The organism is Pseudomonas sp. 05N36, assembly GCF_056397385.1.
In genome coordinates this window covers 289,439-310,151 of sequence record NZ_JBFTNH010000001.1, presented here as the reverse complement: position 1 = coordinate 310,151, position 20,713 = coordinate 289,439, and the positions used below count along the sequence as shown (strand labels likewise).

The 20,713-nt window shown below is 59.8% G+C and carries 16 protein-coding genes and 2 pseudogenes; 13 read left to right on the top strand and 5 right to left on the bottom strand.

From position 1 onward, the window contains the following. Nucleotides 1-125: 125 nt before the first annotated feature. From AC1DIH_RS01470 to AC1DIH_RS01430, 9 genes and pseudogenes are all read left to right on the top strand, one after another. A complete protein-coding gene (locus AC1DIH_RS01470) occupies nucleotides 126-1,046 on the top strand; it encodes an NAD synthetase (RefSeq protein ID WP_477770323.1) in 921 nt (306 codons plus the stop codon). Beyond that, nucleotides 1,043-1,492 (top strand): hypothetical protein, encoded by a 450-nt coding sequence (locus tag AC1DIH_RS01465; RefSeq protein ID WP_477770322.1) that lies wholly within the window; start codon nucleotides 1,043-1,045, stop codon nucleotides 1,490-1,492. The genes AC1DIH_RS01470 and AC1DIH_RS01465 overlap by 4 nt, the downstream gene beginning before the upstream one ends. Nucleotides 1,493-1,907: 415 nt before the next feature. Continuing rightward, nucleotides 1,908-2,144, top strand: a pseudogene (locus tag AC1DIH_RS01460) (NAD synthetase); the annotation flags it as partial. Next, a complete protein-coding gene (locus AC1DIH_RS01455; RefSeq protein WP_054595366.1) occupies nucleotides 2,141-2,593 on the top strand; it encodes a hypothetical protein in 453 nt (150 codons plus the stop codon). The pseudogene AC1DIH_RS01460 and the gene AC1DIH_RS01455, both read left to right, overlap by 4 nt. A gap of 191 nt (nucleotides 2,594-2,784) precedes the next feature. Beyond that, nucleotides 2,785-2,913, top strand: a pseudogene (locus tag AC1DIH_RS01450) (NAD synthetase); the annotation flags it as partial. A gap of 210 nt (nucleotides 2,914-3,123) precedes the next feature. Further along, nucleotides 3,124-3,573: a hypothetical protein gene (locus AC1DIH_RS01445; RefSeq protein WP_477770321.1), complete on the top strand. Its 450-nt coding sequence runs from the start codon at nucleotides 3,124-3,126 to the stop codon at nucleotides 3,571-3,573. A 187-nt stretch (nucleotides 3,574-3,760) separates the two neighbouring features. Then, nucleotides 3,761-7,036, top strand: coding sequence for a transglutaminase family protein (locus AC1DIH_RS01440; protein ID WP_477770320.1), 3,276 nt, complete (start codon nucleotides 3,761-3,763; stop codon nucleotides 7,034-7,036). 88 nt (nucleotides 7,037-7,124) lie between these two features. Then, nucleotides 7,125-9,611, top strand: a complete 2,487-nt coding sequence (locus AC1DIH_RS01435) for a circularly permuted type 2 ATP-grasp protein (protein WP_477770319.1) — start codon at nucleotides 7,125-7,127, stop codon at nucleotides 9,609-9,611. Further along, the gene (locus AC1DIH_RS01430) at nucleotides 9,611-10,501 is read left to right on the top strand and encodes a transglutaminase family protein (RefSeq protein ID WP_477770318.1); all 891 of its coding nucleotides are present in this window, start codon (nucleotides 9,611-9,613) and stop codon (nucleotides 10,499-10,501) included. The genes AC1DIH_RS01435 and AC1DIH_RS01430 overlap by 1 nt, the downstream gene beginning before the upstream one ends. A 203-nt stretch (nucleotides 10,502-10,704) precedes the next feature. Here the strand turns inward: AC1DIH_RS01430 and AC1DIH_RS01425 are convergent, their stop codons facing one another. Together AC1DIH_RS01425 and AC1DIH_RS01420 are read right to left on the bottom strand one after the other, a co-directional pair. Further along, complete coding sequence (locus tag AC1DIH_RS01425; RefSeq protein WP_019691520.1) at nucleotides 10,705-10,896, bottom strand: hypothetical protein; 192 nt, start codon at nucleotides 10,894-10,896, stop codon at nucleotides 10,705-10,707. Nucleotides 10,897-11,121: 225 nt separating this feature from the next. Continuing rightward, a complete protein-coding gene (locus tag AC1DIH_RS01420; RefSeq protein ID WP_477770317.1) occupies nucleotides 11,122-11,709 on the bottom strand; it encodes an LOG family protein in 588 nt (195 codons plus the stop codon). 342 nt (nucleotides 11,710-12,051) lie between these two features. On the opposite strand from AC1DIH_RS01420, the gene azu reads away from it, so the two are divergent. Continuing rightward, entirely contained in the window at nucleotides 12,052-12,498 is a 447-nt protein-coding gene (gene azu, locus AC1DIH_RS01415) for an azurin (RefSeq protein WP_216744678.1), read from the top strand. Between the two features lie 205 nt (nucleotides 12,499-12,703). Here azu and nadE read toward each other — a convergent pair whose 3' ends face one another. From nadE to AC1DIH_RS01400, 3 genes are all read right to left on the bottom strand, one after another. Continuing rightward, nucleotides 12,704-13,531, bottom strand: coding sequence for an ammonia-dependent NAD(+) synthetase (gene nadE, locus AC1DIH_RS01410; RefSeq protein ID WP_477770316.1), 828 nt, complete (start codon nucleotides 13,529-13,531; stop codon nucleotides 12,704-12,706). A gap of 4 nt (nucleotides 13,532-13,535) precedes the next feature. Further along, the gene (gene pncB, locus AC1DIH_RS01405) at nucleotides 13,536-14,762 is read right to left on the bottom strand and encodes a nicotinate phosphoribosyltransferase (protein WP_477770315.1); all 1,227 of its coding nucleotides are present in this window, start codon (nucleotides 14,760-14,762) and stop codon (nucleotides 13,536-13,538) included. Nucleotides 14,763-15,043: 281 nt separating this feature from the next. Further along, nucleotides 15,044-15,946 carry a LysR family transcriptional regulator gene (locus AC1DIH_RS01400; protein WP_477770314.1) on the bottom strand — a complete coding sequence of 301 codons (903 nt, stop codon included), beginning with the start codon at nucleotides 15,944-15,946 and terminating at the stop codon, nucleotides 15,044-15,046. Nucleotides 15,947-16,110: 164 nt separating this feature from the next. Here AC1DIH_RS01400 and amaB point away from each other — a divergent pair, with 164 nt between their 5' ends. The 3 genes from amaB (at nucleotide 16,111) to AC1DIH_RS01385 (ending at nucleotide 20,537) form a co-directional block, all read left to right on the top strand. Continuing rightward, the gene (gene amaB, locus AC1DIH_RS01395; protein ID WP_477770313.1) at nucleotides 16,111-17,601 is read left to right on the top strand and encodes an L-piperidine-6-carboxylate dehydrogenase; all 1,491 of its coding nucleotides are present in this window, start codon (nucleotides 16,111-16,113) and stop codon (nucleotides 17,599-17,601) included. A gap of 154 nt (nucleotides 17,602-17,755) precedes the next feature. Continuing rightward, on the top strand, nucleotides 17,756-19,039 hold the full coding sequence (gene amaA / locus AC1DIH_RS01390; protein ID WP_477770312.1) for an L-pipecolate oxidase: 1,284 nt from the start codon (nucleotides 17,756-17,758) through the stop codon (nucleotides 19,037-19,039). A gap of 364 nt (nucleotides 19,040-19,403) precedes the next feature. Continuing rightward, entirely contained in the window at nucleotides 19,404-20,537 is a 1,134-nt protein-coding gene (locus tag AC1DIH_RS01385; protein ID WP_103316283.1) for a branched-chain amino acid ABC transporter substrate-binding protein, read from the top strand. The last annotated feature ends 176 nt before the right edge of the window (nucleotides 20,538-20,713 follow it).

Here is a 20,713-nt window from a genome sequence, read left to right as displayed (position 1 = left end):
TGGCACCCATTAATTGCCATCGCAGGCAAGCCAGCTCTCACAGGGGAATGCATTCCAGATGTGGGAGCCGGGCTTGCCCGCGATGAGGCCGGCATGGCCACTCTCCACTTCAAGGAAGAACACCCATGAGCAACCCCCTGCTCGACATCGGCATGGACTCCAACCGCTCCCAGTTCATGGCGCGCCAGCGCATCGAAAGTGAAATCAACCTGCCGCGCCTGTTCGCGGCCATCGATGCCGACCCCGGCATTGTCGGCGCGGGTGTCGTGTATATCGACGCCGACTTTAACGTGATCACCCTGCGTGAATTCAAGCCCATCTGCAGCATCAAGCCCAAGCGCATCATCTTGCGGGAGGCACAGAAGTACATTGCGCCAGCGCAATTTGCCCAACAGGTGCAGGACAACCCTCGTGAGTCGCGCCTGGTCGGTGAAGCGATCAACACCACATTTTCGTGTGCGGGGGCCGTGATCGGCTGGGTTGTCGTGTTCAGTGGTTCCGTCGCTATTCCGTTTTCGGCGGGGGCGAGTACTGTGGTCGCGGCACTCGGTTACTCCGCTGCAGCTGCCAGTACTGTGCAGTGTTTTGCAAGCGGATATCGCACCCGAAATGAAATCGTCAACCCAGCCCGAAATGATGAGCTCGACAGTGAGGAATGGTACCAATACACCATGATTGCGCTGGATGCTGCGTCTTTGGTCGGGGTAGGCGCATCGACGCTGACAACGCTCAAGTTGGTCAGGCTGAATAAGGCGACGACCGGAAAAAGTGTGAGGGAGGTTCTCAGAGGCCTGAACCGACAGGAGCGCGCCAAACTGACCAAAGAGCTTTTAAGTATCCAAGACCCACGCTTGACGTCGAAGATGATCAAACTGAAGCAATTGTCGGGTGAGTTGCCCAAGCGTTTCACGCCCACCGAGGTCAAGCATGCAACGGTCACTCAGATAAGAGATGCCTGCGGCGCCGCTATCGGTTTCACCGGAAGTGCAATTTCGGGGAACGTTCGCACCATTGCCGTAGGCCTGTATGAGGAGATCGAGCAATGAATGAGCTGCCCAGCATTCGCAGTTTTCTGTCGAGGTATTTCCCGGTCTTCATGGGCGCGATATTTGCCTCCGTCTTCACCCTGGTCTTTGCGGTCCCGTTGTTTTTCGAAAGCTATTTTCAGAACCTTTCCATGGCCGACAGTGCCAAGTACTCCTTCCTGGGTGGCATCGCGCTCACCCTGGTCATCGTGCACTGTAATTTCATGATCGCGCGGGGGCGTCCGAATTGGGTAAGGCCGCTGGTGGCGCTATTGGTCATTTGTTTTCTCGGAGTATTGCCCGCCATCGCATATGGGCCGCACCCTCTGATTTATGCCGTGACTTTGCTGTTTCCGCTGCTGGCGCTACTGCTGCTCAACAGCAAACGCCACCGTGAAATGCGCCAAAAGCTGCTCGAAGTGCGCCATCTGCGCGAAGCCTTGATTGGCAAGCACAACGCCCGTTGACTGGATAGATTGCCGCCGCGTGCCAGCGATGGAGGCAACCCGTGGGACAAGCGTGTACAGGCCAAGGCCGCGAAGGAACGCAAGGACGCCGCCAAAGGCAAAGGGCCAAAACCTGCGCGCAAGCCAGTCGTGCCGCGTTGATCGCAGCCTAGCGAGCAAAACGCCAGCCTCGTGCTGGCGTTTTGCTTTATAGGCGCTGGAGAACTTGTTTGTTAAGGTGACGCCCATTAATTGCCATCGCAGGCAAGCCAGCTCCCACAGGGGAATGCATTCCAGATGTGGGAGCCGGGCTTACCCGCCATGAGGCCGGCATGGCCACTATCGACTTCAAGGAAGAACACCCATGAGCAGCCCCCTGCTCGGCATCGGCATGGACTCCAACCGCTCCCAGTTCATGGCGCGCCAGCGCATCGAAAGTGAAATCAACAAAGAACTGTTGACCATCAATGACCCCCGCCTGACATCGAAGATGCTCAAGCTCAAGCAATTGTCGGGCGAGCTGCCCAAGCGTTTTACCCCGACTCAACTTAAGCACAGCACCAAGACCCAAATTAAAGATGCCTTAGGCGCAACGGCGGGCTTTGGTGGGAGTGCTTATACGGGCAACGTAAAAACCATCGCATTGGGGTTGTATGAGGAAGTCGGCGAATGAGCGAGCTGATGACGCTTCGTGATTTTTTCAGGCACTACTTCCTTACTTTTATCGGTGGTGTATTTGCGGCCTATTTTTCCTTGGGCTTCGCTACCGCGCTTTCCTTTGCGACCTATTTTCGTGATGCTCCTCTCGCTGGAGGTTTGGGCTTTTCAATCATGCTTGCCGGAGCGTTTCTGACCCTGTTAACGGTCCACAGCAATTTCATGGTTTTGCGGGGGCGACCGTCTTGGGTGTGGGTAACCGTGGGTATTTACTTCGCGTGCTTTTTGTTTGTGCTTCCAATGATTCAATACAAACTCCACGCCGTTCTTTATGGCCTTGCTTTGGTTTTTCCGCTGTTTGGCCTATTGATACTCAACAGTGCCGTTCAGCGAGATATGCGTATTAAGCTCGTGGAAATCCGCCATCTTCGGCAGGCATTAAAAGCCCAGCATAAAAACCGATAGGTACCACGGCTCGTCATCTGGGTGCTTTCACCACCCACCCCTTCAAGTCTAAACATACAAGCCGGGCTTGCCCGCAATGAGGCCGGTATGACCACCCTCCATTTCAAGGAAGAACACCTATGAGCAGCCCCCTGCTCGTCATCGGCATGGACTCCAACCGCTCCCAGTTCATGGCGCGCCAGCGCATCGAGAGTGAAATCAACCACGCCACTGTGACACAAGTCCGGGATTCGCTCGGTGCGGCCATTGGCTTTTTCGGGAGCGCTTTGTCGGGGAGCATTCGTACCATCGCGGTAGGTTTGTATGAGGCGCTTGAATGATGGAGCGCCAAGGTTCGTTGAGCGCYTTTTTGGCTCAGTATTTCCCTACGTTCATCTGTGCATTCTTTCTCGCCTGCTTTTCCCTTTCCGCGGGCATCTCATTGGCCTCGAGTACCTATTTTCGCGGTGATCCAGAGCGTGCGCGTTATTCTTTTCTGGCGGCGGTTGGGCTGGGGCTGCCCTTGCCGACCGCAAGCCCCGGACAATGAAATGAACGATTTTCCTCCATTGACGCGCTATCTCACCCGCTATTTCCCGGTATTCATGGGGACAATTTTCATGGCGATTTTTTCCGGGTCGTCTGCTGTTTCCCTGGCGGGCGTGACATATTTGCGCGGCGTTGATCCAGAGCTCAAATCCAGCTACTCCGGGCTTGCCATACTGGTGCTGGTTGCAGTGATAGTGTTTGGCAACGTGATGATTGCGCGCGGACGCCCGTGGGCCACTGCCCTGGTGGCGGGTTACCTGGGATGTTGCCTGCTGTTCGTATTGCCGATGATTCAGTACCACCTCCACGTGCTGGTCTATGGCTCGGCAGTGTTCTTCCCGTTATTGGGATTGTTGTTGCTCAACAGCAAACGCCACCGCGAAATGCGCCAGAAGCTGCTCGAAGTGCGCCATCTGCGCGAAGCCGTGATTGCCAAGCGCAACGCCCGTTGACTGGATAGATTCACGACCCACCCTCACACACTCGCCACAAATATGTGCAACCCTCGCACCACGGCACCCACCTTGGCGCCGCTTTGGTGCTGCACTGCACCGGGTCTTACGATAAAGCGCAATGACCGCCGCTCTGGCATAAGTCTTGCGCGCTTTGTTTCCATGCCCTGGCTCGCAGGAGGCCGCCATGTCGATTCATGTCGCGTTGCACCACGTTACGCATTACCGCTACGACCGCGCTGTCGAGCTCGGTCCGCAGATCGTTCGCTTGCGCCCGGCGGCCCATAGCCGTACGCGGATTCTTTCCTATGCGTTGAAAGTGTCGCCAGAGCAACACTTCATCAATTGGCAGCAAGACCCCCAGGGCAATTATCTGGCGCGGTTGGTGTTCCCGGAGAAAACCACGGAGCTGCGGATCGAAGTCGATCTGCTGGCCGAGATGGCGGTGTTCAATCCGTTCGACTTCTTCCTTGAGCCCTACGCGGAAAAAATTCCTTTCGCCTATGCCGCAGACGAACAGCGTGAGCTGGCGCCGTACCTGGAAACCCTGCCGCTGACGCCGACGTTCAAGGCCTACCTTGACGGCATCGACCGCACGCCGCTGCCCGCCGTGGATTTTCTGGTGGCGCTCAACCAGCGCCTGAGCGAAGACATCGGCTACCTGATCCGCATGGAACCGGGCGTGCAAACCCCGGAATACACCCTGGAACACGCATCGGGTTCTTGTCGCGACTCGGCCTGGTTGCTGGTGCAACTGCTGCGCAATCTCGGATTGGCGGCGCGATTCGTTTCCGGTTACCTGATCCAGCTCACCGCTGACGTCAAAAGCCTCGACGGTCCTTCCGGCACCGAGGTCGACTTCACCGACCTGCACGCCTGGTGTGAGGTTTATCTGCCCGGCGCCGGATGGATTGGCCTGGACGCTACTTCTGGACTGTTTGCCGGCGAAGGGCATATTCCGTTGGCGTGTAGTCCTGATCCGTCCTCGGCGGCGCCGATCAGTGGCCTGGTCGAACCGTGCGCGTGTGAATTCAGCCACGAAATGTCGGTCGAGCGGATTTGGGAGGCCCCACGCGTTACCAAACCCTACACCGAAGACCAGTGGCTGGCGATCCAGGCGCTGGGCCGGCAGATCGATGCCGACCTGCAAGAGGGCGACGTGCGCCTGACCATGGGCGGCGAGCCGACGTTTGTCTCCATCGACGACCCGGACGGTGCCGAGTGGAACACCGCTGCGCTCGGGCCAGACAAACGGCGGCTGTCCGCCGAATTGTTCCAGCGCATGCGCAAGCATTACGGCCCCAAGGGCCTGGTGCATTTTGGCCAGGGCAAGTGGTACCCCGGCGAGCAGCTGCCGCGTTGGTCGCTGAACTGCTACTGGCGGCAAGATGGCGTGCCGATCTGGAACAACAGCGCGCTGATTGCCGATGAGCAGCAAGACTACGGCGCCGATGGCAAGTTGGCCGGGCGTTTCCTGGCGAGTGTCGCCGAGCGATTGAAACTGCCCACGCGCTTCGTGTTTCCGGCCTACGAAGACAACCTCTACTACCTTTGGCGCGAAGGGGCGTTGCCGGTCAATGTCAGCGCTGAAGACTCACGACTGAGCGACGAACTCGAGCGCGCGCGCCTGCACAAGGTCTTCAGCCAAGGTCTGGACAAGGTGATTGGCCAGGTCCTGCCGCTGGCGCGCACGGCCAAGGGGGATCAATGGCAGAGCGGCCGCTGGTACCTGCGTGACAGCCATTGCCGGTTGGTGCCAGGAGATTCACCGTTGGGTTATCGCTTGCCGTTGGCTTCGCAACCGTGGGTGACGGCGGCAGAGTATCCGTTCGTGCACCCGGTCGATCCGAATCAGGATTTGCCGGAACTGCCCGACGCCGCCAGTTTGCAGGCCCATGGCGAGCCGGCCACCGTCGATGAGCGCACACCGAAAGTCGACCAGTCCGCCGATTGGCTGACCCGCACCGCGCTCTGCGCCGAGGCCCGGGAAGGGCGGTTGTACCTGTTCATGCCGCCGCTGGAACGCGTCGAGGATTACCTCGAGCTGGTCAGCGCCATCGAGGCCACCGCCGAGGAACTGCATTGCCCGGTGTTGCTGGAAGGTTATGAACCGCCGAGCGATCCACGCCTGAGCAACTTCCGTATTACTCCGGACCCCGGCGTCATCGAAGTCAACGTGCAGCCGTCCGCCAGTTGGGACGAGCTGGTGGAACGCACCGAATTCCTCTACGAAGAGGCGCGCCAGACCCGGCTGACCACCGAGAAATTCATGATCGACGGTCGGCATACCGGCACGGGCGGCGGTAACCATTTTGTCCTCGGTGGTGCGACGCCGGCCGACTCGCCGTTTCTGCGGCGGCCGGACCTGCTGCGCAGTCTGATCAGCTACTGGCATAACCACCCGTCGCTGTCCTACCTGTTTTCCGGTCTTTTCATCGGCCCGACTTCCCAGGCTCCGCGGGTGGACGAAGCGCGCAACGATGCCTTGTACGAGCTGGAGATCGCCTTCGCGCAGATGCCGAAACCCGGCGAAGAGTGCGCGCCATGGTTGGTGGACCGCTTGCTGCGCAACCTGCTGATCGACGTCACGGGCAACACCCACCGCGCCGAGTTCTGCATCGACAAACTCTATTCGCCGGATGGCGCCACCGGGCGCCTCGGTCTGCTGGAGCTGCGTGCCTTCGAAATGCCGCCCCACGCACGCATGAGCCTGGCTCAGCAACTGTTGCTGCGGGCGCTGGTGGCGCGGTTCTGGCGCGAGCCGTATGCACCGGCCAAGTTGGCGCGGTGGGGCACCGAGTTGCACGACCGTTTCCTGTTGCCTCATTTTATCGAGCAGGACTTCGCCGATGTGATCGTCGACCTCAACGCCGCCGGCTATGCGCTGCGCGCCGAGTGGTTTGCCGCGCATCTGGAATTCCGCTTTCCCAAGGTCGGCGATTACGCAGTCAGCGGCATCGAGCTGGAACTGCGGCAAGCACTGGAGCCGTGGCATGTGCTGGGGGAGGAGGGCTCGGTCGGCGGCACGGTGCGTTATGTCGACTCGTCGCTGGAGCGTTTGCAGGTCAAGCTCACAGGCCTGGCGCCGCAGCGTTATGTGCTGACCTGCAACGGCATTCCGGTACCGCTGCAACCGGCGGGGCGGGTCGGTGAGTTTGTCGCGGGCGTGCGGTTTCGCGCCTGGCAACCGGCCAACTGCCTGCAACCGACCATCCCGGTGCATGCGCCGCTGGTGTTCGACCTGCTCGACACCTGGATGCAACGCTCGCTGGGCGGTTGTCAGTACCATGTCGCCCATCCAGGCGGGCGCAATTATGACAGCCTGCCGGTAAACGCCAACGAGGCCGAGAGCCGGCGGATGGCGCGCTTCTTCCGTCTCGGCCACAGCCCGGGAACCTTGCCGGTGCCAACGCTGACCCTTAACGACGAGCTGCCGATGACGCTCGATTTGCGACGCTTCTGAATCAGACACGACGTCCGGATTTTTCGTCTATCCGGGCGTCAAAGGTCTGCGTTAATCTGACTTTTCATTGCTGGCTGCCGAGCTTTCCATGCCTGACCTGCTTGACCGTTACCCGCTTACGCCGGGCACCTATCACGAGTTGCTCGACGATAGCGGCGCCGTGCGCCCGCACTGGCGACGGCTGTTCGATCAGTTGCAACGCAGCACGCCCGCGCAACTGCTGCAGCGGCAAGCCTTGCTGGCACGACAGATTCAGGAAAACGGCGTCACCTACAATGTTTACGCCGACCCCAAAGGCGCTGATCGTCCATGGGAACTGGACCTGCTGCCCCATGTGATGGCGGCTGATGAGTGGCAGCAGTTGTCCGCCGGGATCGCCCAGCGTGCGCGTTTGCTCAACGCGGTACTGGCGGATTTGTATGGCCCGCAGCGCTTGATTGCCGAAGGCCTGCTGCCGGCAGAACTGGTGTTCGGTCATAACAACTTCCTCTGGCCCTGTCAGGGCATTCAGCCGCCGGACGGGGCTTTTCTGCATCTGTACGCAGTGGATTTGGCGCGCACGCCCGACGGGCGCTGGTGGGTGACGGCGGACCGGACTCAAGCGCCGTCCGGTGCCGGTTACGCGCTGGAAAACCGCACCATCGTGTCGCGGGCCTTTCCGGAGTTGTACCGCGATTTGCAGGTGCAGCATTTGGCCGGGTTCTTTCGCACCTTGAAGGAAACCCTCACGCGTCAGGCACCGAGTGCCGATGAAGTGCCGCTGGTGGTGTTGCTGACGCCGGGACGATTCAACGAGAGCTATTTCGAACACCTGTACCTGGCTCGCCAACTGGGCTATCCACTGGTCGAAGGCGGTGACCTGACCGTGCGCGATGCCACGGTCTACCTGAAAACCCTCAGCGGCTTGCGTCGGGTTCACGCGATCATGCGTCGGCTCGACGATGATTTCTGCGATCCGCTGGAGTTGCGCACCGACTCGGCGCTCGGCGTACCGGGCCTGCTTGACGCGGTGCGACAGGGGCGGGTGCTGGTGGCCAATGCCTTGGGCAGTGGCGTACTGGAGTCGCCGGGGCTGTTGGGCTTTTTGCCGAAGATCAATCAATACCTGTTCGGCGAAGAACTGATCCTGCCGTCCATTGCCACCTGGTGGTGCGGCGAGCCTCCGGTGTTGGCACAGGCCCTGGAAAAAATGCCTGAACTGCTGATCAAACCGGCGTTCCCCTCGCAGAGTTTTGCCTCGGTATTGGGCCGTGACTTGAGTGAAAAACAGCGCCAGGACCTCGCCGAGCGCATGCAGGCACGGCCTTATGCCTATGTGGCGCAAGAACTGGCGCAACTGTCGCAGGCGCCGATCTGGCAAGCCGAAGACGGCCAGTTGCAGCCCCGCGCCATTGGCATGCGCGTTTACGCAGTGGCCAGTCAAGACGGCTATCGGGTATTGCCCGGCGGCTTGACCCGGGTTGCAGCCGAGGCCGATGCCGAAGTGGTGTCGATGCAGCGCGGCGGTGCGAGCAAGGACACCTGGGTGTTGGGCGAGCGAGCGCCGATCGGCGAGCAATGGAAAGCCCAGCGAACCCTCGGTGTGCATGATCTGGTGCGACGCGATCCCTACCTGCCATCGCGGGTGGTCGAAAACCTGTTCTGGTTCGGTCGTTATTGCGAGCGCTGCGATGACAGTGCGCGGCTGCTGCGGATCATGCTCACGCGTTACGTCGATGGCGACGATCCGCAAGCCTTGCAGGCCGCGGTCGATCTCGGTGAAAGCCTGTTGTTATTGCCCGACGAAGGTGAATTGCCCGAGCGTTTGCTGACGGCATTGTGCGGTGACGACTGGGCCTTCAGCCTGCGCTCCAACCTGCAACGCTTGCAGTGGGCGGCCTCCCAGGTGCGCGGCAAACTCTCGCGAGAGAACTGGCAGGCGTTGGTGGAGTTGCAGCGCGATGCCATGGAGCTGGAAACCGAAGAGCCGGATTTTGGCGAGCGGCTGGATTTTCTCAATCGCCTGGTGATGTCGCTCGCGGCGCTGTCAGGTTTTGCGCTGGACGACATGACCCGCGACGAAGGCTGGCGCTTTTTGATGATCGGGCGGCGAATCGAGCGACTGCAGTTTCTCGGCAGCAGCCTGGCCGCGTTCCTGCGCGGCGCCGGGGCTTTCGATCAAGCCGGGCTGGAGTGGCTGCTGGAGCTGGGCAACAGCAGCATCACCTACCGTTCCCGCTACCTGGCGGTGGCGCAATTGATTCCGGTGCTCGATGTGTTGCTGCTCGATGAGCAGAACCCTCACGGCGTATTGTTCCAGCTGAAACTGGTGACCCGGACCCTCAAGCGCCTGAACGATGATTTTGGTGTGCCACGCGATCCGGTGTTGCCTTCGTTGGTCGAGCGTCTGGCGCGGTTCGATCTCGGTTGCCTGGAGAACGGGTTGTTCGGCGAAACCAGCGTTCGCGCAGCCCTCATTGGATTGGCGGACCTGCTGCAAGAAATCGCCGATGTCAGCAATCAGGTGTCTGACCGCCTCGCGTTGCGGCACTTCGCCCATGTCGATGATGTCAGCCAGCGCACGGTGTCCGTCTGATGAGTGCCCGTTACCAGATTCTCCACGACACCCATTATCACTACGACAGCCCGGTGTCGCTGGCCCAGCAACTCGCCCATCTGTGGCCACGGCACTGCGCCTGGCAGCGTTGCACCGATCAGCAATTGCAGATCAGCCCGGAGCCGACTTCGCGCCGCGATGAGCTGGACGTGTTTGGCAATCCGCTGACCCGGCTGGCGTTTGAAAGGCCTCACGACGAACTGCTGGTCAATGCCCGGCTGACCGTCGAAGTGCTAAGCCGGCCAGTGCGCGATTTCAATCAATCGCCGGCCTGGGACATGACCCGCAGCGCGTTGACCTACAGCGGTCAGCCGATTGCTGCGCAGCTACTGGATGCCTGTCGCTATCGGTTTGAGTCGCCGTATGTGCACTTGAAGAGCAGCTTCGTCGAGTTCTCCGAAAGCTGTTTCCCGCTGGGCCGTCCATTGATGTTCGGCGTTCAGGCATTGATGGAGAAGATCTTCAGCGAATTCACCTTCGATGCCGAGGCGACCCAGGTCGCGACGCCACTGGTGGAGGTGCTGGAGCGTCGGCGCGGGGTCTGTCAGGACTTTGCGCACCTGATGCTCGCCTGCTTGCGTTCCCGCGGATTGGCGGCGCGTTACGTCAGCGGTTACCTGCTGACCCAGCCACCGCCGGGCCAGCCACGATTGATCGGCGCCGATGCGTCCCACGCCTGGGTTTCGGTGTTCTGCCCGGTGCTGGGCTGGGTCGATTTCGACCCGACCAACAACGTGCAACCGGCGCTGGAGCACATCACCCTGGCATGGGGCCGGGATTTCTCCGATGTCTCGCCATTGCGTGGGGTGATTCTGGGTGGCGGCAGCCATGACCCGGAAGTGCGGGTGACCGTGATGCCGCTGGAATAATGGAGATCGAGTGTGGGAGCGAGCCTGCTCGCGATAGCGATTTTTCAGTCACTTCGGTGCTGAATGTGCCTCCCTCATCGCGAGCAGGCTCGCTCCCACAGGGATTGGGATATTGCAGACTGGCCTGTGAGGGCCGGCAGCATGACTGCCGACCCTGGACACAGATCCGGTGGGTTTGATCAGAACATCAAACCCTGTGGGTCTCAGGCGTCKGGCGCCTGATCTTTCGGTGCTTCAACAGCGTCATCAGCAACCACTTCACCTTCTGCATCGGGGTTCAGTGCGCCGGCTTCTTCATCGGCGGCAGCTTTCTTGCGTTGCAACTTTTCCTCTTTCTTCTGCTCTTTGGCCAGGTCTCTTTGACGTTTGGCGAAGGAGTAATTAGGTTTAGCCATGGGCGATCCTCTGGGGTCGAAGGTGAGGTTGAGCGGCGCCTATTCTGCCTTTAAACCGGGGGCAAGGGTTAGGCTCTGTACGAAAACTGCCTGCACGTCGACCAGGCTGCGTTAAAAACAGGCTCGGAATGCTCATTTAGGGGCCTAAAGTCGCGTGCGACCCCAGCCGTTCCTCGCCTGTTTTTGCCTTGCCTGATCGCCGTTCGGCGAGTTTTCGTACAGACCCTAGCTGGGTTTTTGCCCGGCCCATTTTGGTGCTACCACCGGTTGCCAGGCATCCAGCGCATCCAGCAGATCCTGCGGCGATTCGCTCATTTGCAGCATGTCACGGTGATGCTCGCGAACGAAGCCTTCGCCGACGACATGATCAAGAAATGCAGTGAGTTTGCTGTAGAACCCGTTCACTTCCAGCAAGCCCAGCGGTTTGCCGTGGTAGCCGAGCTGGCCCCAGGTCCAGACTTCGAACAGCTCTTCAAAGGTGCCGAGGCCGCCCGGCAGAGCGATAAACGCGTCGCTCAGCTCGGCCATGCGCGCCTTGCGGGCGTGCATGCCGTCGACCACTTCCAGGCGCGTCAGGCCGGTGTGGCCGATTTCCGAATTCTTCAGGCTTTCGGGGATGATCCCGATCACTTCGCCACCCGCGGCCAGCGTCGCATCGGCCACGATACCCATCAAGCCGACAGCACCGCCGCCATACACCAGCGTCAGCTTGCGCCGGGCCAGCTCCTGGCCGAGGGCGATCGCTGCCTCCCTATACGCAGGGTCAGTGCCGGTGCTGGCGCCGCAAAATACACAAACAGACGCTAAAGACATGCCTTACTCCATGGTCGGTGATGGCCCCAGAGTAATGGCTGACCTTGGGCGTTCCAAGGACTAATCCTCGCCGCGAGGCCTTTCATAGGTGCCGCTGGCGCCACAGGCGTAGGCGGCGAGCAAACTGCACAACAGGCTATTGAAGGACATGACAAACGCTCCAGAATGAGGTGACACGCCGATCATAGGTGCGTGCCAGACGTCTGGCTGGTTAATTGTTTCGATCAGTGTCATAGCCTGAAAGTTGTATACAATTCTTGATGCAGGTCATAGGCACTTCCAAAAAAATCAGGCAGTCTTTATGCCCTACGGATTTTGTTAACCCTGCCTTGGAGATTCACCATGTTTGCCAAACTCGTTGCGGTATCCCTGCTGACACTGGCCAGCAGCCAATTGATGGCTGCAGAGTGCAAGGTCGATGTCGACTCCACCGATCAGATGTCCTTCACTACCAAGGAGATCACCATCGACAAGAGCTGCAAAACCTTCACCGTCAACCTGACCCACTCCGGCAGCTTGCCGAAGAACGTCATGGGCCATAACTGGGTGCTGAGCAAAACCGCAGACATGGCCGGCATCACTACCGATGGCATGGCCGCCGGCATCGACAAGAACTACCTGAAAGAAGGTGACACTCGCGTCATCGCCCACACCAAAATCATCGGTGCCGGCGAGAAAGACTCGGTGACCTTCGATGTATCGAAGCTGACCGCTGGCGAAAGCTACCAGTTCTTCTGCTCGTTCCCGGGCCACAACTCGATGATGAAAGGTGCTGTGGTGCTGAAGTAAGCCGGACTATCGCGTTATCGTTCTTCGCGAGCAGGCTCGCTCCCACAAGGTCTGCTGTGTGGCATAGAGATAGACTCCACACCAAAGATCCCTGTGGGAGCGAGCCTGCTCGTGATGGCGCCTTCAGTATCGACACATGGCTGACGGCCAAAGAAAAGCCCGCTGAGGATCGACTCTTCAGCGGGCTTTTTCGTTCACTCACTTTTTATGGCGCGAACGGCATCACTCGCTTGTGATGAGTCTTTTTGTACGTATCGCAGATGATCTTGAACGCCTCTTCACGCACCGGCTCCCCATGCAGGAACGCATCGATCTCGGCGTAGGTCACGCCGTGGGACGCTTCATCCGGTTTGCCGGGCGACAGGTCTTCAAGGTCGGCAGTCGGGATTTTTTCTACCAGCGACTCCGGTGCACCGAAGCTGCGAGCGATAGCCCGGACCTGGTTTTTCACCAGGCCACTCAGCGGTGCGAGGTCGCAGGCGCCGTCACCGAACTTGGTGAAAAAACCCATCACCGCTTCTGCTGCGTGGTCAGTGCCGATCACCAGGCCGTGGGCGGCGCCGGCGATGGTGTATTGCGCAACCATGCGCATCCGCGCCTTGGTGTTGCCCAATACAAAGTCCACCGAGACCGCGTGCTTGCCTTCGAACGCCGCGACTTCACTGGCCAGCGACTTGACCGCCGGGCCGATGTTCACGGTGTGGCGCTCATCCGGGGCTATGAAATCCACCGAGGCTTGCGCATCGTGTTCATCGAACTGGGTTTGGTACGGCAGGCGTACGGCAATGAACTTGTAGCCCGCATCACCGCTGCGCTCACGTAACTCGCGCACGGCGCGCTGGGCCAGAAGGCCGGCGGTCAACGAGTCGACACCACCGCTGATGCCGAGCACCAGCGTCTTCAGTCCGGAATTGACCAGGCAATCCTGGATAAAGGTAATCCGCCGTGCGACCTCAGCCTCCAGGGCTGCATGATCGGCGAAAGGTGGTTGGACCTTGAGCTGTTCAGCAATCTCACGCTGTACGGCTTGCATGAATTCACTCCTTGCTTGATGTACCAGAGAGGGCGGCAGGTACTTGAAACACATGTCGCAAATAGGCGACGAAATTCGGGTCTTTGCAGTGCGTCTTGCCGGCCTCATCGGAAATCTTGGCGACGGGCTGACCATTGCAGGCTGCCATTTTAAGCACGATGCTCATCGGCTCGACACCTGGAATATCGCACGTCAGGTTGGTGCCAATGCCGAAACTGACATTGATCCGACCGTGCAACGCGCGGAATATCTCCAGCGATTTGGGCAGGGTCAGGCTGTCGGAGAACACCAGCGTCTTGCTCATCGGCTCGATACCCAGCTTATGGTAGTGGGCGATGGCTTTTTCGGCCCAGGCAATCGGGTCCCCGGAATCATGCCGTAAACCGTCGAAGAGCTTGGCGAAATACAGGTCGAAATCGCTCAGGAAGGCATCGGTGGTGATGCAATCGGTCAGGGCGATGCCCAGCAGGCCGCGGTATTCGCGAACCCAGCAATCGAGGGCGGCGCTCTGGCTGTCGATCAGTCGCGGGCCGAGTTGCTGGTGCGCCATGATCCATTCGTGAGCCATGGTGCCGAGCGGCTTCATGTCCAGCTCGCGGGACAGGTGCACGTTGCTGGTGCCGACAAAGCGTCCGGGGAAGTCGTGCTTGAGCACGTTCACCACTTCTTCTTGCACGCGGTAGGAGAAACGCCGGCGAGTGCCGAAATCCGCCACCTGCAAGTGCGAGAGCTCATCGGCGCTGGCATTGGCGCTCAACCAGTCAAACTTGCGATAGAGCTGCTCGCGGGCCTGTTCCATGACCACTTCACGGTAGCGATAGCGGTTGCGCACTTCGCTGACGACCGCCAGCAGCGGCACTTCGAACAGAATCACATGCAACCATGGCCCACGCAGACGGATGAACAGTTCGCCGTTCTCGATGCCGGTGTGGATGTAGCGCAGGTTGAAGCGGAACAGCCCGAGAAAGCGCAGGAAGTCCGGCTTCAGGAAGCTGATGCGCTCCAGAAAACTCAACTGATCGGCGCTCAGGCTCAGCTCGGCCAGACGCTCGATCTGAAAGCGAATCTCCGCCAGATACGGGCGCAGGTCCTCGCTGTTGCGGCAGCGGAACTCCCATTCGACTTCAACGTTGGGGTAGTTGTGCAGCACCGCCTGCATCATGGTCAGTTTGTAGAAGTCGGTGTCGAGCAAGTTCTGCACGATGCGATCGGCAAACACACTCTCGCTCATAACGGGAATCTCCAGGCTGGCCGCCGCTGAGGGCAGCGACGTTTCAGCTGTTTCAATGAATAGGGCTAGTGGCGCATATCGGCGGGCGGTATTGCCAGCGTTTTTTTGATCAGGGTTAAGCCGTTACACCGTCTGTAGCAGCTGGCGCAGCCTGCGTTCGAGTGCGTAGCGCTCGCAAAATGGTCGACACAGTCATTTCAGTAAGACCGCGTTGTTCCTCTTTACGACCGCTTCGCGGCCGAACGCAGGCTGCGCCAGCTGCTACGGGATCTTTGTTGCTCTCACGACAACGGGCTATCGATCTGCTCCAGCATCCAGGTGACAAAATCGCGCACCTTGGGCACTTCCGCCGAATGTTCGGGGTAGGCCAGGTAATAGGCATCGCTGCTGGGCATTGCGTGCGGCCAGGGGATGACCAGTTTACCGTCGGCCAATTCCTCTTCCACCAGAAACCGTGGCAACAGGGCGACGCCGCAGCCGACCTGTGCGGCGCGGATGCACATATAAAAGGTTTCGAAACGCGGGCCGTGATAGCTGTGCTCGGTCTGGTAACCCTGACTGTCGAACCAGTCGTGCCAGGCCTGGGGCCGCGAGGCATTTTGCAGCAATACCAGATCGCTGAGTTGCGTCGGGTCAGTCAATGGCTGATCCGGCAGGCTACCCGGTGCACAAACCGGCACCAGCTCTTCGCCGAACAGCTTCAGGCATTCGGTGCCGGGCCGCGAGCCCTGGCCGAAATAGAACGCCAGATCACTGCGCCCTTGCAGCAAGTCGTCGGCTTCGTGTTCGTTGCACAGGTCCAGGTGAATATGTGGATGGCGCAGGCGCCAGCCTTTCAGGCGCGGCACCAGCCAGCGAGCGCCAAAGGTTGAAGGTGTGGACACGCGCAGTACTTCGGTCTCGCCGCCGTAGGAACGCAGGTAGTGGGTCGACATCTCGACTTGCGTGAGGATTTTTCGCACTTCAACCAGATACAAATCCCCGGCCGGAGTCATTTGCAGGCGTCGACGTACCCGGCGAAACAGCAGGTGCTGCAACAGCTCTTCGAGTTGTGCGACCTGTTTGCTCACGGCGCTCTGGGTCAGGTTCAGCTCTTCAGCGGCGCGGGTGAAGCTCAGGTGACGGGTGACCGCCTCGAAACACTGCAACGCGGTGATCGACGGCAAGTGGCGTTTATTCAGCATGGGAGGGCCCTTGTTCTTGTTGCAACGCTTTGCATGAATAAACGGAATGATATCTCGCTTAATCGTCGTTTGTTGGCAAGTCTCGGGGCGGCTACAACTATAAGCCTGAAGCCCCTCGTCAGCGGGCTGTGAATTTTCTGCTTTTCACGTTGAAGGAGTGACCCATGGTTGCCGCATTGCTTGATCGCTTGGGGGTGAACCCGGCCCTGTACCAGAATGGCAAACAGCCCGTGTATTCACCGATCGACGGCAGCCATATTGCCTCGGTGAACTGGGAAGGCGCCGCAGAAGTCGAGCAGCAGGTCAGTCGCGCAGAGCATGCGTTCGACCTCTGGCGCAAGGTTCCGGCACCGCGTCGTGGCGAACTGGTGCGCCAGTTCGGCGAAGTGCTGCGCGAGTACAAGGCTGATCTGGGCGAGCTGGTGTCCTGGGAAGCCGGCAAGATCACTCAGGAAGGCCTGGGTGAAGTTCAGGAAATGATCGACATCTGCGACTTCGCCGTCGGCCTGTCGCGCCAGCTCTACGGTTTGACCATCGCCTCCGAGCGTCCGGGCCACCACATGCGTGAGTCCTGGCATCCACTGGGCGTGGTCGGGGTGATCAGCGCGTTCAACTTCCCGGTCGCGGTCTGGGCCTGGAACACCACGCTGGCGCTGGTCTGCGGCAACTCGGTGATCTGGAAACCGTCGGAGAAAACCCCGCTCACCGCACTGGCCTGCCAGGCGCTGTTCGAGCGCGTATTGAAGAATTTCAGCGATGCGCCGGAGTACCTGAGCCAGGTGATCATCGGTGGCCGCGATGCCGGTGAAGCGCTGGTGGACGACCCGCGAGTGGCCTTGATCAGCGCCACCGGCAGCACCCGCATGGGCCGCGAAGTGGCACCGAAAATCGCCGCACGCTTTGCTCGCAGCATTCTGGAACTGGGCGGCAACAACGCGATGATCCTCGGCCCAAGCGCCGACCTCGACATGGCGGTGCGGGCGATTCTGTTCAGCGCAGTCGGCACCGCCGGTCAGCGTTGCACCACCCTGCGTCGTTTGATCGCCCACGAGTCGGTCAAGGAAGAGATCGTCACCCGCCTCAAGGCGGCGTATTCCAAAGTGCGCATCGGTCATCCACTGGAAGGCAACCTGGTTGGCCCGCTGATCGACAAGCACAGCTTTGACAACATGCAGGACGCGCTGGAACAAGCCTTGAGTGAAGGTGGCCGGGTATTTGGTGGCCAGCGTCAGCTCGAAGACAAGTTCCCGAATGCCTACTACGTTTCGCCGGCCATCGTTGAAATGCCGGAGCAGAGCGACGTGGTGCGCAGCGAAACCTTCGCGCCGATCCTGTACGTGGTTGGCTACAAGGACTTCGCCGAAGCGCTACGCCTGAACAACGCGGTGCCACAAGGCCTGTCGTCGTGCATCTTCACCACTGACGTGCGTGAGGCCGAGCAGTTCATGTCGGCGGTGGGCAGCGACTGCGGCATCGCCAACGTCAACATCGGCCCGAGCGGCGCGGAAATCGGCGGCGCCTTTGGCGGCGAGAAAGAAACCGGCGGTGGTCGCGAATCCGGCTCCGATGCATGGCGCGGCTACATGCGTCGCCAGACCAACACCGTCAACTACTCACTGGAGTTGCCGCTGGCCCAGGGGATTACCTTCGACTGATTTTTGAGTCAAACAAAGATCCCCTGTGGGAGCGAGCCTGCTCGCGATGACGGCAGCACATCCGACATGGAGGTGACTGGAAAACTGCTATCGCGAGCAGGCTCGCTCCCACACTGAATTGTGTGGTGGTTAGGTTTCTGATCGGAGTCTGGCGATGCCGTTACGCGAAGAGTGCTTATGGGAAAAACTGACGCCGCAACGGCCTGACCGGGCGGCGCTCAAGGGCGATGTGACGGCGGACGTCTGCGTGATCGGCGCCGGTTTTACGGGTTTATCGGCGGCGGTGCATTTGCTGGAACAGGGCAAAAGCGTCTGCGTGCTCGAGGCCAAGCGCTGCGGGCAGGGCGGTTCGGGGCGTAACGTCGGGTTGGTGAATGCCGGGATGTGGATTCCCCCGGACGAGATCGAAGCCGGATTCGGCGAAGCGATCGGCAGCCAGCTCAATCGCATGCTTGGCGCGGCACCTGCTCTGGTGTTCAGCCTGATCGACAAATACAACATCGATTGCCAGTTGCGTCGCGAAGGCACGCTGCACATGGCGCACAACGCCCGTGGCGAAGCCGATCTGCGCAGTCGTGAAGAACAATGGAAACGCCGCGGCGCACCCGTGGAGTTGTTGACCGGTGCGGCGTGCGAGCAGGCCACCGGCACCAAAAAGATCGCCGCCGCGTTACTCGACCGTCGCGCCGGCACGCTCAATCCGATGGCCTACACCAGCGGTCTGGCCAAGGCTGCCGCGGATCTGGGTGGTCAGCTGTTCGATCATTCAGCAGTGACCCGACTCGAACGCCAGGGCCAGCGCTGGTCGGTGCAAACCGACGCCGGTTCGGTCATGGCCGAGCAGGTGGTGATCGCCTCCAACGCCTACACCGAAGGCGACTGGACGGAACTGCGGCGTAATTTCTTCCCCGGTTATTACTATCAGGTGGCTTCCGCGCCGCTGACTGAAGAAGCCGCGCAACTGATCCTGCCCGGTGGCCAGGGTTCCTGGGACACCCGTCAGGTGCTCAGCAGCATCCGTCGAGACAAAGACGGCCGGTTGTTGCTCGGCAGCCTGGGCAACGGCAATCAGAAACCAACGTGGTTTCTCAAGGCCTGGGCCGACCGGGTTCAGCAGCACTATTTCCCGTACCTCAAACCGGTGGACTGGGAATGCACCTGGACCGGTTGCATCGCTTTTACCCCCGATCACTTGATGCGCTTGTTCGAGCCAGCACCAGGTTTAGTGGCCGTGACCGGTTACAACGGCCGTGGCGTGACCACGGGCACGGTAGTCGGTAAAGCCTTTGCCGATTATTTGTGTAACGGAAATCCTCAGGCGCTACCAATTCCCTTCGCACCCATGCAACCACTGGCCGGGGTGGGCCTGCGCAGTTGTCTGTACGAGGCCGGTTTTTCGCTCTATCACGCGGGCCAGTGCCTGCGGATTGTTATTTAAGAGAGCGAATTTGTTGCCGGGAGCGGCGCTTTTTGGCGCAGCGACTAGCCTGTAATGGTGCGGGTTTGTAGCAGTTGCGCACCAGCAGTGTGCAGTTCGGTGACGCACGCTGTTACAGGCCGGTTGCACGTCGTTTGATGCCGCGGTTGCAATGATGGCGCGTGCGGGTTGCGCCTCAAAAAGAAAATGGTTTCACCTTCCGCGGTTTAGACGGTTGCACGCCCAATGAAAAAGGGCCCGAAACAGTCGAAATAACAATAAAGCAGCGACTTTTTGAAGAATAAAAAACCGATGGCACGGCCCTTGCTCTGAGCATTCAGTGAAGTCGCAGTGCCAACTAAAAAAAACCTTGGAGCACCACCTCATGTCCCAGACGTTTTACAAGAAAGGCTTTGTAGCTCTCGCAGTGGCGGCTGCGTTGGGTGTTTCTTCGTTTGTTCAGGCGGATGTCAAACTTGGTGTAGCAGGTCCGATGACCGGTCCTAGCGCTTCCTTTGGCTTGCAATACATGAAAGGCGCGCAAGCGGCGGCGGATGCAATCAACGCCAAGGGCGGCATCAACGGCGAAAAAATCGTACTGGTCCAGGGCGATGACGCCTGCGAACCGAAACAGGCTGTGGCTGTTGCGAACAAAATGGTCCAGGACAAGGTGATCGGCGTGGTCGGGCACTTCTGCTCGTCGTCGACCATCCCGGCTTCCGAGGTCTACTCCGACGCCGGCATCATTGCAATCACCCCGGGTTCTACCAACCCGACGGTCACCGAGCGTGGCCTGCCGGCCATGATGCGTATGTGCGGGCGTGATGACCAGCAAGGTATCGTCGCGGGCAACTACATCGTCGACGTGCTGAAAGGCAAGAAAGTTGCCGTCATCAACGACAAAGACACCTACGGTAAAGGCCTGGCGGATGCGACGGCCAAGCAGTTGACCGCGCGTGGCGTGAAGCCGGTTCTTGAGGAAGGCCTGACCCGCGGCGAGAAGGATTTCAGTGCCCTGATCACCAAGGTCCGTTCGGTAGGGGCTGATGTCCTTTACTTCGGCGGCCTGCACCCGGAAGCGGGTCCACTGGTCCACCAACTGCGTGAGCAAGGTCTGAAAGACGTCAAGTTCATGTCCGATGACGGCATCGTCACCGACGAAATGGTCACGACTGCCGGTGGTGCTCCTTACGTCGACGGCGTGTACATGACCTTCGGCGCTGACCCGCGCCTGATTCCAGACAGCAAGGCTGTGGTGGATACCTTCCGTAAATCCGGTTACGAGCCTGAAGGCTACACCCTGTACGCCTACGCCTCGGTGCAAGCCCTGGCTGCCGGCTTCAACGGTGCCAAGTCGAACAAAGGTGAAGAAGCCGCCAAATGGCTCAAGGCGCACCCGGTGGAAACCGTGATGGGCAAGAAGGAATGGGATAGCAAGGGCGACCTGAAAATCTCCGACTACGTGGTTTACCAGTGGGATGCCGCAGGCAAATACCACCAGCTGGACAAACAGAAGTGAGATAAGCGCACCGCCAGGTCTGGGCCTCTCGATATCCTTCGTGGGGCCCGGCTTGAGTCATGGGTTCTGCAGTCATGCCGACCCGGTATTTTTCTTCTGAGCCACATGAACCTGGCCAGGTGCGCCTCACAAGGGCTCATCGACACCGGGTTCGCGGTGGCCTCTCGAGTTAGTGA

Excerpts from the sequence above, each read along its gene's own strand:
- AC1DIH_RS01440 (WP_477770320.1), top strand. The coding sequence starts at position 3,761 with ATGTCGATTCATGTCGCGTTGCACCACGTTACGCATTACCGCTACGAC.
- amaB (WP_477770313.1), top strand. The coding sequence starts at position 16,111 with ATGGTTGCCGCATTGCTTGATCGCTTGGGGGTGAACCCGGCCCTGTAC.
- azu (WP_216744678.1), top strand. The coding sequence starts at position 12,052 with ATGTTTGCCAAACTCGTTGCGGTATCCCTGCTGACACTGGCCAGCAGC.
- AC1DIH_RS01435 (WP_477770319.1), top strand. The coding sequence starts at position 7,125 with ATGCCTGACCTGCTTGACCGTTACCCGCTTACGCCGGGCACCTATCAC.
- AC1DIH_RS01445 (WP_477770321.1), top strand. The coding sequence starts at position 3,124 with ATGAACGATTTTCCTCCATTGACGCGCTATCTCACCCGCTATTTCCCG.
- pncB (WP_477770315.1), bottom strand. The coding sequence starts at position 14,762 with ATGAGCGAGAGTGTGTTTGCCGATCGCATCGTGCAGAACTTGCTCGAC.
- AC1DIH_RS01430 (WP_477770318.1), top strand. The coding sequence starts at position 9,611 with ATGAGTGCCCGTTACCAGATTCTCCACGACACCCATTATCACTACGAC.
- nadE (WP_477770316.1), bottom strand. The coding sequence starts at position 13,531 with ATGCAAGCCGTACAGCGTGAGATTGCTGAACAGCTCAAGGTCCAACCA.
- amaA (WP_477770312.1), top strand. The coding sequence starts at position 17,756 with ATGCCGTTACGCGAAGAGTGCTTATGGGAAAAACTGACGCCGCAACGG.
- AC1DIH_RS01470 (WP_477770323.1), top strand. The coding sequence starts at position 126 with ATGAGCAACCCCCTGCTCGACATCGGCATGGACTCCAACCGCTCCCAG.
- AC1DIH_RS01400 (WP_477770314.1), bottom strand. The coding sequence starts at position 15,946 with ATGCTGAATAAACGCCACTTGCCGTCGATCACCGCGTTGCAGTGTTTC.
- AC1DIH_RS01420 (WP_477770317.1), bottom strand. The coding sequence starts at position 11,709 with ATGTCTTTAGCGTCTGTTTGTGTATTTTGCGGCGCCAGCACCGGCACT.
- AC1DIH_RS01385 (WP_103316283.1), top strand. The coding sequence starts at position 19,404 with ATGTCCCAGACGTTTTACAAGAAAGGCTTTGTAGCTCTCGCAGTGGCG.
- AC1DIH_RS01465 (WP_477770322.1), top strand. The coding sequence starts at position 1,043 with ATGAATGAGCTGCCCAGCATTCGCAGTTTTCTGTCGAGGTATTTCCCG.
- AC1DIH_RS01455 (WP_054595366.1), top strand. The coding sequence starts at position 2,141 with ATGAGCGAGCTGATGACGCTTCGTGATTTTTTCAGGCACTACTTCCTT.